This window comes from Pseudomonas sp. AM8 (assembly GCF_036346475.1).
Taxonomy (GTDB): domain Bacteria; phylum Pseudomonadota; class Gammaproteobacteria; order Pseudomonadales; family Pseudomonadaceae; genus Aquipseudomonas; species Aquipseudomonas marginalis.
This window is the reverse complement of the sequence record NZ_JAOTNX010000004.1, coordinates 291,009-304,457: the sequence shown is the minus strand read 5'-3', so window position 1 is coordinate 304,457 and position 13,449 is coordinate 291,009. Positions and strand designations below refer to the sequence as shown.

The 13,449-nt window shown below is 60.8% G+C and carries 10 protein-coding genes; 6 read left to right on the top strand and 4 right to left on the bottom strand.

The window, feature by feature from the left end; genetic code table 11:
* Positions 1-14: 14 nt before the first annotated feature.
* Positions 15-1,406 carry an L-cystine transporter gene (locus V3W40_RS13120; protein ID WP_065923874.1) on the bottom strand — a complete coding sequence of 464 codons (1,392 nt, stop codon included), beginning with the start codon at positions 1,404-1,406 and terminating at the stop codon, positions 15-17.
* A 242-nt stretch (positions 1,407-1,648) separates the two neighbouring features.
* Between V3W40_RS13120 and V3W40_RS13115 the strand changes: the two genes are divergently transcribed.
* The 4 genes from V3W40_RS13115 (at position 1,649) to V3W40_RS13100 (ending at position 6,971) form a co-directional block, all read left to right on the top strand.
* Entirely contained in the window at positions 1,649-2,707 is a 1,059-nt protein-coding gene (locus V3W40_RS13115; protein ID WP_027606122.1) for a hypothetical protein, read from the top strand.
* A 204-nt stretch (positions 2,708-2,911) separates the two neighbouring features.
* Positions 2,912-3,445 (top strand): RNA polymerase sigma factor, encoded by a 534-nt coding sequence (locus V3W40_RS13110; protein ID WP_065923872.1) that lies wholly within the window; start codon positions 2,912-2,914, stop codon positions 3,443-3,445.
* Positions 3,442-4,398: a FecR family protein gene (locus V3W40_RS13105; protein ID WP_330215130.1), complete on the top strand. Its 957-nt coding sequence runs from the start codon at positions 3,442-3,444 to the stop codon at positions 4,396-4,398. Before V3W40_RS13110 ends, V3W40_RS13105 begins: the two co-directional genes overlap by 4 nt.
* Positions 4,399-4,529: 131 nt before the next feature.
* Positions 4,530-6,971 (top strand): TonB-dependent siderophore receptor, encoded by a 2,442-nt coding sequence (locus V3W40_RS13100; protein ID WP_330215129.1) that lies wholly within the window; start codon positions 4,530-4,532, stop codon positions 6,969-6,971.
* A gap of 63 nt (positions 6,972-7,034) precedes the next feature.
* Here V3W40_RS13100 and ilvD read toward each other — a convergent pair whose 3' ends face one another.
* The gene (gene ilvD / locus V3W40_RS13095) at positions 7,035-8,876 is read right to left on the bottom strand and encodes a dihydroxy-acid dehydratase (RefSeq protein WP_027606118.1); all 1,842 of its coding nucleotides are present in this window, start codon (positions 8,874-8,876) and stop codon (positions 7,035-7,037) included.
* A 413-nt stretch (positions 8,877-9,289) separates the two neighbouring features.
* On the opposite strand from ilvD, the gene V3W40_RS13090 reads away from it, so the two are divergent.
* On the top strand, positions 9,290-9,748 hold the full coding sequence (locus tag V3W40_RS13090) for an REP-associated tyrosine transposase (protein ID WP_065923869.1): 459 nt from the start codon (positions 9,290-9,292) through the stop codon (positions 9,746-9,748).
* 108 nt (positions 9,749-9,856) lie between these two features.
* Here the strand turns inward: V3W40_RS13090 and V3W40_RS13085 are convergent, their stop codons facing one another.
* Together V3W40_RS13085 and V3W40_RS13080 are read right to left on the bottom strand one after the other, a co-directional pair.
* A complete protein-coding gene (locus V3W40_RS13085) occupies positions 9,857-11,032 on the bottom strand; it encodes an MFS transporter (RefSeq protein WP_065946527.1) in 1,176 nt (391 codons plus the stop codon).
* Between the two features lie 207 nt (positions 11,033-11,239).
* Complete coding sequence (locus tag V3W40_RS13080; RefSeq protein ID WP_065938099.1) at positions 11,240-12,436, bottom strand: class I SAM-dependent rRNA methyltransferase; 1,197 nt, start codon at positions 12,434-12,436, stop codon at positions 11,240-11,242.
* A gap of 187 nt (positions 12,437-12,623) precedes the next feature.
* Between V3W40_RS13080 and V3W40_RS13075 the strand changes: the two genes are divergently transcribed.
* Positions 12,624-13,436 (top strand): HDOD domain-containing protein, encoded by an 813-nt coding sequence (locus V3W40_RS13075; protein WP_169898796.1) that lies wholly within the window; start codon positions 12,624-12,626, stop codon positions 13,434-13,436.
* The last annotated feature ends 13 nt before the right edge of the window (positions 13,437-13,449 follow it).

Below are 13,449 nucleotides of genomic sequence, written 5' to 3'. Positions count from 1 at the left end.
GCTAGCTTATTCCGTCAGGCCTGCGCCAACGCCCCATGCTCATCCGCATCCAACAACGCTTTATCCGTCTGCCCCATGATCTGGCTGGTAATTGCCCCCGCCGTCATCGAACCATTCACGTTCAGCGCCGTACGGCCCATGTCGATCAGCGGCTCCACGGAAATCAGCAGCGCCACCAGTGACACCGGCAAGCCCATGGCCGGGAGCACGATCAACGCGGCAAAGGTCGCGCCGCCGCCCACGCCCGCCACACCGGCCGAACTCAGGGTCACAATCGCTACCAGAGTCGCGATCCACAGCGGGTCCAGCGGGTTGATGCCCACGGTCGGCGCCACCATCACCGCCAACATGGCAGGGTAGAGGCCGGCGCAGCCGTTCTGGCCGATGGTCGCGCCAAACGAGGCGGCGAAGCCGGCGATGGATTGCGGGATGCCCAGGCGGCGGGTCTGCGCTTCAATGCTCAGCGGGATGGCCGCCGCGCTGGAGCGGCTGGTGAAGGCAAAGGTCAGCACTGGCCAGACCTTGCGGAAGAAGCGCAGCGGGTTGATCCCGGCCAGGGACAGCAGCAGGCCATGCACCACGAACATCAGGCCCAGGGCCAGGTACGACACCACGACAAAACTGCCGAGCTTGATGATGTCCTGCAGGTTGGAACCGGCGACCACCTTGGTCATCAGCGCCAGCACACCGTACGGCGTCAGCTTCATCACCAGGCGCACCAGGCGCATCACCCAGGCTTGCAGGGTGTCGATGGCGTTGAGCACCTTCTGGCCTTTTTCCACGTCATCCTTGAGCAGTTGCAACGCGGCAACCCCGAGGAAGGCGGCGAAAATCACCACGCTGATGATCGACGTCGGCTTGGCCCGGGCCAGGTCGGCGAACGGGTTGGCCGGCACGAACGAGAGCAGCAACTGCGGGATATTCAGGTCGGCGACCTTGCCGGCGTAATCGCTCTGGATCACTTGCAGGCGTGCCATTTCCTGGGTACCGGCCACCAGGCCTTCGGCGGTGAGGCCGAACAGGTTGGTCAGGCCGATACCGATCAGCGCTGCAATCGCGGTGGTGAACAGCAGCGTACCGATGGTCAGGAAGCTGATCTTGCCCAGGGACGAGGCGTTATGCAGGCGCGCCACGGCACTGAGGATCGAAGCGAATACCAGCGGTATCACGATCATTTGCAACAGTTGCACGTAGCCGTTGCCGACCAGGTCGAACCAGCCGATGGAGGCTTTGAGCACGGGGTTGCCGTCGCCGTAAATGGCGTGCAAGGCCGTACCGAACGCTACGCCGAGGACCAGGGCGAACAGGACCTTCTTGGCGAGGCTCCAGTGGGTGCGACGGGTTTGTGCCAGGCCCAGCAACAGGGCCACGAACACCAGCAAGTTGAGAATCAGGGGCAGATTCATTGAAGCTCCGTTGAGAAGGCAGCCAATCGCGTGAGCCCGCGATTGCGAACCGGAAATCCTAACAGCTTGAAATATATTGATTTAATACCGATATGGAATGGCAGCTGTCGTTTTCGGAATAAGGCTTTGACGCTCTGGCGTATGCCCGTGACGGAATCAGGACGCACACCGTCGTGCTCGTGTTGGGAACTGTCACAGGGATTTGTTAGCGTCCATGTCTTTCACTCAGGGAGACAACGCCTATGAAGCTCGCGCCGAAATTACTAGCCGCCGCATTCTGCCTCGGACTCGCCAGCCAGGCGTTCGCCGCAACCGAGTTGAAACATTGGCCGGCACCCGCCGCCAAACAACTGAACGAGATGATCGCCGCCAACGCCAACAAGGGTAACTTTGCGGTGTTCGACATGGACAACACCAGCTACCGCTACGACCTCGAAGAATCCCTGCTGCCCTACATGGAAAACAAGGGCCTGATCACCCGCGACAGCCTCGACCCGTCGCTCAAGCTGATGCCGTTCAAAGACACCGCCGACCATAAGGAAAGTCTGTTCAGTTACTACTACCGCCTTTGCGAAGTCGACGACATGGTTTGCTACCCGTGGGTTGCGCAGGTGTTTTCCGGCTTTACCCTCAAGGAACTCAAGGTCCAGGTGGATGAACTGATGGCCTCCGGCAAACCGGTGCCGGTCAGCTATTTTGAAGGCGACGTGGTCAAGCAGTCCGAGGTACAACCGCCGAAGGTCTTCACCGGCCAGGCCGAGCTGTACAACAAGCTGATGGAAAACGGCATCGAGGTGTACGTGATGACCGCCGCGTCGGAAGAACTGGTGCGCATGGTCGCCGCCGATCCGAAGTACGGCTACAACGTCAAACCCGAGAATGTCATCGGCGTGACGACCTTGCTCAAGGACCGCAACACCGGCGAACTGACCACCGCACGTAAACAGATCGCCGCCGGCAAATACGACGAAAAAGCCAACCTCGGCCTGGAACTGACCCCCTACCTGTGGACCCCGGCGACCTGGATGGCCGGCAAGCACGCGGCGATCCTCACCTACATCGACGAATGGAAAAAACCGGTAATCGTCGGCGGCGATACGCCGACCAGCGACGGCTACATGCTGTTCCACGATGTGGACGTGGCCAAGGGCGGCATCCACCTGTGGATCAACCGCAAGGACAAATACATGACCCAACTCAACGGCATGATCGCCAAGCATGCGGCGGCACAAGCCAAGGAAGGGTTGCCGGTGACGGCGGACAAGAACTGGGTGATCGTCAAGCCTGACGAGATTCAGTAACACCGAGTCGCCTGCATCCCAGGCAAGCCAGCTCCCACATTTTTAAGGTGTTCACACATCAAAAGGTGGGAGGGGGCTTGTCCCCGATGGCTGTCTGAATAGCACTACAAAACCCAGCCTAAAATAGATATCAATTGCGAACCAATCTCATCCTCTGCTAGCGTGCGCACTTCCTGAACCCTCCGTTCTTCTCAAGGTAGTGCTGTGCCCTCCTGGAATTCGCAGATCGCGCGCCTGTTCGCGGAGCAGAAGAAAGCCCTCGAAGCCTTCGTCACTCGCCGCACCGGCAGCGCCCAGGTGGCCGCCGACCTGACTCAGGAGTCGTTCCTGCGCCTGGCTCGCATGGACTGCGGCGAAAAGATCGACAACCTCCCAGCCTTCCTCTTCACCATCGCCAGCAACCTGGTGCGCGATCACCAGCGCCAGGCCATCCGCCGTGAGCGCCTGGACGCCGGCGAGCCCAGCGAAGAGCTGCCGTGCAGCAATCCGGGTGCCGACGAGCAATTAGCCGCCTACCAACAGGAACAACTGATGCAGGATGCGATCCTGGCGTTGCCCCCAGCGACTCGGCAGATCTTCCTGCTTTATCATGTCGACGAACTTTCCTATCGCGAGATTGGCGAACGTCTGTCGATCACGGCACGCAGTGTGGAATACCAACTGCGTCGCGCCTTGATTGAATGCCGCGCGTACATCAAGACGCGGCTTGCCTGCGATGAACAAGGATGTCGCTCATGACCGCCACCTCCACTGCCGACGTGTTGTTCGACGAAGCGTCCGGCTGGTATTTCCGCCTGCAGGCCGAGGACGTGACGCCGGCCGACATGGACGCCTTTGCCGCCTGGCTGGGGCAAGGTCCGGCCCAGGATGACGCCTGGCGGGAAGTGCAGGCGATGCTCGGCGGCCTGCGCGAACCTGCGCGGGTGATTCGCCGCGCCGAACAGGCCGCCTGGCGCAAACCGGCGCGAGCCTGGCAGCGCTGGGCGTGTGCTGCGGCGGTGTTGTTGGCCGTGGGGCTTACCGTGCAGAACACGCCATGGCCCGATCGCCTGCGCGCGGACTACGCCACCGGCACCGGCGAGTCGCGCAGCATCGAACTGGCCGACGGCTCGCACCTGCAACTCAACACCGACAGCGCGGTGCAGATCCGCTTGAGCGGGGGCGAACGGCAAATCCGTTTGCTGCGTGGCGAAGGCTTTTTCGACGTCACCAAGGATCCGACACGGCCGTTCGTGGTGCAGTCCGGCGACGGCTGGGTGAAGGTGGTCGGGACGCAGTTCAGCGTTGCGCGGCGCGATGCGCAGACGCGGGTGCAGGTGGCGCAGGGCAAGGTGCAGGTCAGTGCCGGCAGCGGTGAACCGGTGTACCTGGAGCCAGGGCGGGCCGTGGAATATCAAGGCCAGCGCCTGGCCGAGGTGCATGCTTTCGACCCGGCCAGCGGCTTTGCCTGGCGCCAACGGCAACTGGTGTTCCGCCAGCAGCCGCTGTCGGAAGTGGTGAGCGAGTTGAATCGCTATTGGCCCGGCAAGACTCTGGTGCTAGGTGATGCGCTGCGCAACCGCGTGGTGTCGGGTGTGTTTGAAATCGACAAACCCGAAGCCGTGATCAAAGCGCTGGAGTACACCCTCAACCTGCGTGCCGAGCACTACACCCCGTATTTACTGGTGTTGCGCGAAGGCAAGGCATCGTAATCGCAACTTTTTGAAAAAACTTTCAGGGTTTCTCCCCAGGCACTCGTCCTTGATCACTGAGGCGTAAATAGTAAGCACTCTCAAGTAGTGCGGCGCCGATCACAGACTTTTTGCACCGGGGAGCACCATCCATGGCACATCGATTCGCCGCACGGTCCTTGTTGGCACTGGCCATTTCCATGGCCTGTGGCACTGCGCCGCTGTATTTGCAGGCCGCCGAAACCACCCAGGCCCAGACCTACCGTTTCGATATTGCAGGGCAAAGCCTGGACGGTGCGCTGGCGGCGTTTTCGGCGGTGACGCGAGTTCAGGTGCTGGTGTCGGGTGAGTTGACCCAGGGCGTGCTGTCGCCGGGTGTCAAAGGCAACTTCGGCCAGCGCGAAGCCTTGGGGCAACTGCTCGGCGGTACCGGGCTGAGTGCGGCGTTTATCAACGCGGACACCGTGACCCTGGAAAAGCGCATGGACACAGGCTCTGCCATCGAAGTCGGCGCCACCACCATCAGCGCCGAACACCTGGGCGTGACCACTGAAGGCAGCGGTTCCTACACCACGGGCGCCGTGACCCTGGGCAAGGGCGAGCAAAAGCTCAAGGACATCCCGCAATCGGTCAGCGTCATGACCCGCAAGCAGATGGATGACCAGAACACCACCAAGCTCTCCGAGGTGGTCAAGCGCACGCCCGGCCTGACCGCGACCAAATCTCCCGGCCCCGGCATGTTCATCTTCTCCCGTGGTTTTGAAGTCGGCACCCTGCAATACGACGGTGTGGGCATCCCGCGTAATACCTACACGCTGGGCAGCTACCTCACCGAGAACATGGCGATCTACGACCGCGTCGAAACCCTGCGCGGCCCGGCCGCCTTGCTGCAAGGCGCCAACAGCCCCGGCGGCACGATGAACTTGGTGCGCAAGCGCGGTCAGCAGGCGCCGACCGTGACCATCACCGCCAAGGCGGGCTCATGGGACCATTACGGTACCCAAGTGGATGCTGGCGGCCCGCTGAACGCCGAAGGCACGTTGCGCGGCCGTTTTGTGGCTGACTACGACACTACGGATTCGTTTGTCGATTACGTCGGTGGCTGGAATCAGACAGTCTACGGCGCCGTGGACTACGACTTCAGCCCCGACACCACCGTCGGCGTCGGCATCAGCAACCAGAAAGGCCACTCGCGCCCCAACTTCATGTCGCTGCCGCGTTACGCCGATGGCAGCGATATCGGTCTGTCGCGCTCGACCTTCGTTGGCGCCAGTTGGAACCGTAATGTCAACAACCAGACCCAGGTGTTTGCCGATATCGAGCATCGCTTCAACGAGGACTGGAAGGTGAAAGCGGCGCTGGTGGCAATGGACGAGCACAACGACGCAACCTACCAGGCGACATGGGACACCGTCCCTGTAGGCGGCGGCACTGTGCCCTACGTGGACTGGATCACCGACTTCAATACCAAGAGCCGCGGCGCCGATGTGTATGTAAACGGCAAGTTCGAGGGGCTGGGTTTGCAGCAGGAGATGGTGCTGGGTGCCAACTATTCCAAACTCACCACCAATGACCAGTGGGCTCGGGCGTCAAATCCCGGTGCGGATATCTTCAACATCGACCACAACCGCCCGCAGCGCGACGCATCGCAATTGTTCAGGGACGGCGCTGCCTCCAAGAGCTGGTATGACATCCGTCAGAAGGGCATCTATGGCACCTGGCGCGTAAAAGTCCTGGACCCGCTGACCCTGATCGTCGGTGCACGCACCAGTTGGTATGACTATTCATACATAGGCCAGGGCGGGTTTGGCGGTGTGTATAACGCAGCCGAGAAAAGCACCACGCAAACCACCGGCAAGGTCACGCCGTATGCAGGCCTGGTCTACGCCCTGAATGATCAATGGTCGGCCTATGCCAGCTATGCCGATGCCTTTGAGCCGCAAACCAACCTGACCACCTCCGGCTCGTTGCTCAAACCTATCGAAGGCAAAAACTACGAACTGGGCATCAAGGGCGAGTTGGCCGAGGGTCGCCTCAACACCTCGTTTGCCATCTTCCGTTACGACCAGGAAAACCGTGGCGTCCAGGACCTGCAAGGGCCGATGAACTGCAATGGTTGGTACTGCTCGGTCGCCTCGGGCAAAGTCCGCAGCCAAGGCTTTGAAGCTACCTTGAGCGGTGAAGTGCTGCCAGGCCTGCAACTGGCCTCCAGTTACACCTACAACACCACAAAATTCCTCAAGGACGACACCTACGAAGGCAAGATCTTCAGCACCTGGACCCCCAAGCACCTGCTCAAGGTCTGGGGCGATTACCAACTGCCGGGTGACTGGCAGAAGTTCAGTGTCGGCGCCGGCGTGACCGCGCAAAGCAGCACCGAAGCCTACGACCGCACCTTCAGCGTGCCGGGCAATGCGCTGTGGGATTCACGGGTGGCTTACAAGATCAATCAGGAATTCACCGTGGCGGCGAACCTGTACAACATGTTCGACAAGAAGTATTACATCCCTGCCTACAACGCGAACTGGGGCAGCAACTACTACGGCGATCCGCGTAATGTGATGTTTACGATGACCTACACGCCGCAGTTCTGATTACATCCGGATATAAAAATGCCCCGCATTCGGCGGGGCATTTTCATGTGTGGCGGTTAGCCCTTACAGCCCATCCAGCATTGCCTTGTTACGTACCGCACCCTTGTCGGCACTGGTCGCCAACAGGGCATAGGCCTTCAAGGCGGTCGTGACTTTGCGCGGGCGCTTCTCCACCGGCTTCCAACCTTTCTTGTCCTGCTCGACCCGGCGCGCTGCCAGCTCTTCATCGCTGATCAACAGGTTGATCGAGCGGTTCGGAATGTCGATCAGGACCTTGTCGCCGTCCTGCACCAGGCCAATCGCACCGCCGGCAGCGGCTTCAGGTGACGCGTGGCCGATGGACAGGCCCGAGGTGCCGCCGGAGAAGCGGCCGTCGGTCAGCAGGGCGCAGGCTTTGCCCAGGCCCTTGGACTTCAGGTACGACGTCGGGTAGAGCATCTCTTGCATACCCGGACCGCCTTTCGGGCCTTCGTAGCGGATGATCACGATGTCGCCTTCTTTCACTTCGTCGGCGAGGATGCCGCGTACCGAGCTGTCCTGGCTTTCGTAGATCTTGGCGCGGCCTTCGAAGACGTGGATGGATTCATCCACGCCGGCGGTTTTCACCACGCAACCGTCGAGGGCAATGTTGCCGTACAGCACGGCCAGGCCGCCTTCCTTGGAGTAGGCGTGCTCGACACTGCGGATGCAGCCGTTTTCACGGTCGGCGTCCAGGGTGTCCCAACGGGTCGACTGGCTGAACGCGGTCTGGGTCGGGATACCGGCCGGGCCAGCCTTGAAGAAGGTGTGCACGGCTTCGTCGTCAGTCAGGGTGATGTCCCACTTGGCGATGCCTTCGGCCAGGGATTTGCTGTGCACGGTCGGCAGGTCGGTGTGCAGCAGGCCGCCACGGGCCAGGGAGCCTAAGATCGAGAAGATCCCGCCGGCGCGGTGCACGTCTTCCATGTGGTACTTCTGGATGTTCGGCGCGACCTTGCATAGTTGCGGCACATGGCGGGACAGGCGGTCGATGTCGCGCAGGTCGAAATCGATCTCGGCTTCCTGGGCCGCAGCCAGCAAGTGCAGGATGGTGTTGGTGGAACCGCCCATGGCGATGTCCAGGGTCATGGCGTTTTCGAACGCCTTGAAGTTGGCGATATTGCGCGGCAATACCGACTCATCGTTCTCGCCGTAGTAGCGCTTGCACAGCTCGACGATGGTGCGGCCGGCCTGCAGGAACAGCTGTTCGCGGTCGCTGTGGGTGGCCAGGGTCGAACCGTTGCCCGGTAATGCCAGGCCGAGGGCTTCGACCAGGCAGTTCATCGAGTTGGCGGTGAACATGCCGGAGCACGACCCGCAGGTCGGGCAGGCGCTGCGCTCGTATTCCGCAACCTTCTCGTCAGAAGCGCTGGAATCGGCGGCGATGACCATGGCGTCGACCAGGTCCAGGCCATGGGAGGCGAGCTTGGTCTTGCCGGCTTCCATCGGGCCGCCGGAGACGAAGATCACCGGGATGTTCAGGCGCAGGGCGGCCATCAGCATGCCGGGGGTGATCTTGTCGCAGTTCGAGATGCAGACGATGGCGTCGGCGCAGTGGGCGTTGACCATGTACTCCACGGAGTCGGCGATGATCTCGCGGCTCGGCAGCGAGTACAGCATGCCGTCATGGCCCATGGCGATGCCGTCGTCCACGGCGATGGTGTTGAATTCCTTGGCTACACCGCCAGCGCGCTCGATCTCGCGGGCGACCAGTTGGCCCAGGTCCTTGAGGTGCACGTGGCCCGGTACGAACTGGGTGAACGAGTTGGCAATGGCAATGATCGGCTTCTTGAAGTCGTCATCTTTCATCCCTGTGGCACGCCACAGTGCGCGGGCGCCGGCCATGTTGCGGCCGTGGGTGGATGTTTTCGAGCGGTAATCAGGCATTGGAGCACTCCGGGCGGCTAATCGGTATCAAAGGGGAGTGAGCTTCTATTGACGTCTGGAACACCCGAAAAATGGCACTGGTGTCCGGAAGTTGCCGCAAACGTGACGGGATCGCCGTGCGCATTGGCCTTGAGCTCATAAACCCGCCGGGGGATGACTGGCGATGAATAGGGCCGATTCTACACCGTCTTCCTGTAGGAGCGAGGGGGACGCCTAGTTCTTGCTCGCGAAAAACGTAAACGATAACGCAGCGCTATCAGGTAGTTCGTGTCGCCGATGAGTTTTTCGCGAGCAAGAACTAGGCGTCCCCCTCGCTACTACACAGGCAAGACATATTCAGAACCACTGTTTAAAGGCCTTTGGATGTTGTGCCTCCTACCGTTTCTCTTCCAATCACAGAAGAGGACGACGGAATGTCCACGCAACAAAATGCCTATCGGCTACGCATCGGGCGCTATTCAGAATCGGGCCGCGTGTACCTGATCACGGCTGTTACCTACCAACGACAATCAATTTTTCAGGACTGGCGCACGGGTCGCCTGCTCGTCAGCGAATTCAGGAAAGCTCAGGAAGACGGTGAGGCTACCTCGCTGGCCTGGGTCGTGATGCCTGACCATTTTCATTGGCTGGTCGAACTGCACAATGGCGACTTGCCAAGGTTGATGCGAATAACCAAGTCGCGAAGTGCCCGCGCGATAAACAGTGCGAGGGGTTCCTACGGGACGCTTTGGCAAAAAGGCTATTTCGATCGGGCACTGCGTCGTGAGGAAGACTTGAAAGCAATGGCCCGCTATATCGTCGCGAATCCTTTGCGTGCTGGTCTGGTCGAGCACATTGGTCAGTACCCGCTATGGGATGCCATCTGGATATGACGCACCTTCACTTGTAGGAGCGAGCTTGCTCGCGAAGAACGTCAACGATAACGCAGCGCTATCAGGTAGCCCGCGTCGTGTATGAGTTTTTCGCGAGCAAGCTCGCTCCTACAGGGGAAAGCGTGAGTGCCCGCTCCGTAAATTAGTCAACCAGCCCCAGAGGCTGAACACGATGAAGCTGACCGCGATGGTCAGCAGCAGATGCGTTCCGGTTTGTGCCAAGGCCGCACTGCTGATGGCGGCCGTGAGGAACATGATGCTGTTCCCGGCCGATGCAGCGGTGCCCGCGCTCCTTGAGAACAGCCGCATCGCCGCCGAAATCGCCGCCGGACGAACCAGGGTGACGGCCAGGGCGCTGATCAGTATCGGGATCAGCAGAGTCAAGGTGGTGATGGCTTCAAAAATAATGATCAACGTCAGCAACACACCCGCGACGAGCAATAGTCCAAGACCGATATTGATTTGCCGGGACAGCGCCATGCGTTTTTGCAGGTACGAGGCAGCAACGCCGCCGAGCAGGTAGGCCAGGCCGTACACCATCAGCACCAGCGCATATTGGTATTCGGACAGCTTCAGCGCATCCATGAAAATCAGCGGCGTCACGCTGATCAAGGCGAAGTAGCAGGCAAATACCAGGGCGGCGATCCACCAATAGCGCAGGAAGTCCCGATTGCGCGCCACGGCCTTGAGTGTGCCGATGATGGATACCGGTTCGCGGTGTGGGCTGGAGGACTTCGACGGCAGGATACAGAGCGCATGGATCAACATGCCCGATGCCATCAGCGCAAACCCATAGAAGCTCCCTTGCCAGTCGAAGGTGGTTTGCAGCCAGGAGCCGATCAGCGGCGACAGCGCGACAAACGAGCCGCTCAGGGTCATGTAATAGAGGCGCACCCGGGCTCGGTCCTGTTCGTCGAACAGGTCTTCCACCAGTGCATGGCCCAGTACGAAGAAGCCGCAGCCCATGGCCTGGACCGTGCGGAACAGCAGGAAGGTCAGGTAATCCGGCGCCATGGCGCAACCTATCGCCCCGAGGATCGACAGCGTGATACAGCCGAGCAGGACTTCCTTGCGCCCCCATTTATCCGAAAGCGGACCGGCGAGCAGTTGGGAGATGGAAAAGACCAGGGTGAACAGGCTGATGGACAGTGCGATGTCTGCGCTGGGCGTGTCGAACCGGGCGGACAGGGCGGGGAAAGACGGGAGCAGGATATTGATCGGGAAAAAGCTGATCAGTGAAATGCAGGTGATGAGGATGAAGCGGGAGAGGGTGGGCCCAGACATTGTTTTTGTTTTCCGGAGTAAAACCAGAAACCGATACTAGTCTGCGAAAAGTGGAATTCAATCAAAACTACTGTGGGAGGCTTCCCGTAGCAATGTAGGAGCGAGCTTGCTCGCGAAGAACGTCAACGATAACGCAGCGCTATCAGGTAGCCCGCGTTGTATATGCGTTTTTCGCGAGCAAGCTCGCTCCTACAGAGGGTTCACGTCTTAGCTATTGGGCAACAACCGGCACGTAATGCTCTTGATATACCGCGTCTCGACAATCGCCGGATGCACCGGATGATCCGGGCCCTGGCCGCCACGTTCCAGCATCTGGATATTGCGGTCCAGATGGCGGGCGCTGGTCAGCAGGATGTTCTGCAGGTCGTCTTCCGGCAGGTGCATGGAGCACGAGGCGCTGACCAGGATGCCGTCCTTGCTGAGCAGGCGCATGGCTTGCTCGTTCAGGCGGCGGTAGGCGCCTTCGCCGTTTTTCATGTCTTTCTTGCGTTTGATGAAGGCCGGTGGGTCGGCGACGATCACGTCGAAGCGTTCTTCGCTGGCTTTCAATTCCTTGAGGGCTTCGAAGACGTCGCCTTCGATGCAGGTCATCTTCTCGGCAACGCCATTCAGCGCGGCGTTGCGCTCCACGCCATCGAGGGCGAAGGCCGAGGCATCGACGCAGAACACTTCACTGGCGCCGAAGGCCGCGGCCTGCACGCCCCAGCCGCCGATGTAGCTGTACAGGTCGAGTACGCGTTTGCCTTTGGCGTATGGGGCCAGGCGCGCGCGGTTCATGCGGTGGTCGTAGAACCAGCCGGTTTTCTGGCCCTGGATCACCGGGGCTTCGAATTTCACGCCGTTTTCTTCCAGTGCGACCCACTCCGGCACCAGGCCGAACACGGTTTCGACGTAGCGGTTGAGGCCTTCGGCGTCGCGCGCGGCGGAGTCGTTCTTGAACAGGATGCCGCTCGGCTTGAGCACTTGGGTCAGGGCGGCGATCACGTCGTCTTTATGGGCTTCCATGGTCGCCGAGGCGATCTGAACTACCAGGATATCGCCGAAACGGTCGACCACCAGGCCCGGCAGCAGGTCGGAATCGCCGTAGACCAGGCGGTAGAACGGCTTGTCGAACAGGCGATCACGCAGGGACAGGGCGACGTTGATGCGGTGCACCAGCAGCGACTTGTCCAGTGGCAACTTGATGTCGCGCGACAGCAGGCGTGCGCAGATCAGGTTGTTCGGGCTCATGGCCACGATGCCCAGGGTCTTGCCGCCGGCCGCTTCCAGGATGGCCTGGTCGCCCGCCTGGAAGCCGTGCAGAGGGGTGGCCGCCACATCGATTTCGTTGCTGTAGACCCACAGGTGGCCGTTGCGCAAACGACGATCGGCGTTGGCTTTGAGACGCAGGCTTGGCAGGGACATGACGTCGCTCCGGAAAAAAGAGCGGGAGTATACCTTGTTATGTAGGAAATGGCCGGACTGCCGGATGTGCGGGGAGGTGTCAGCCGGGGGGAGATAAGGGTTAGAATCCCCACCTAGCCCAGAGTGTGTACTTATGTCCCAAGAGCTTTCCGCCGAACAGATCCAGCAGGCCCTCCAAGGCATCAGCGTGCCGCCCCAGCCGCAAATCATGGTGGATTTGCAGATGGAGCAGTACATGCCCGACCCGGACCTGGAAGTGATCGCGCGGTTGATCTCCCAGGACCCGGGCCTCTCCGGCGCGCTGCTGAAGATCGTCAACTCGTCCTATTACGGCCTGAGCAACAAGATCGCCTCGATCCAGCGCGCGGTGAACCTGCTGGGCAGCCGCTCGATCATCAACCTGATCAACGCCCTGTCGATCAGGGGCGAGATGAGCGACGACACCATCGTCACCCTCAACCGCTTCTGGGACACCGCCCAGGACGTGGCCATGACCTGCCTCACCCTGGCCAAGCGCACCGGCGCCCAGGCGGTGGACGAGGCCTATGCCCTGGGGCTGTTCCACGACTGCGGCGTGCCGCTGATGCTCAAGCGTTTCCCCAACTACATGACGGTGCTCGAAGAGGCCTACGCCAACGCCGGCCCCGACTGCCGCGTGGTCGACACCGAAAACAATGCGTTCAACACCAACCATGCGGTGGTCGGCTACTACACCGCCAAGTCCTGGCGCCTGCCGGAGCATGTGACCGACGCCATCGCCAACCACCACAATGCCCTGGCGATCTTCAGCGATGAGACGTCGCGCAATCCTCAGTTGAAGAACCTGCTGGCGATCCTGAAGATGGCCGAGCACATCTGCTCGTCCTGCCGCGTGCTGGGCAACCAGTCGGTGGACCATGAGTGGAATGCCATCGGCCACCTGGTGCTGGACTACGTGGGCCTGTCGGACTACGACTTCGAAAGCCTGAAGTTGTCGATCCGCGAACTGGGCGCGCACTGATCCCCCCTTCACG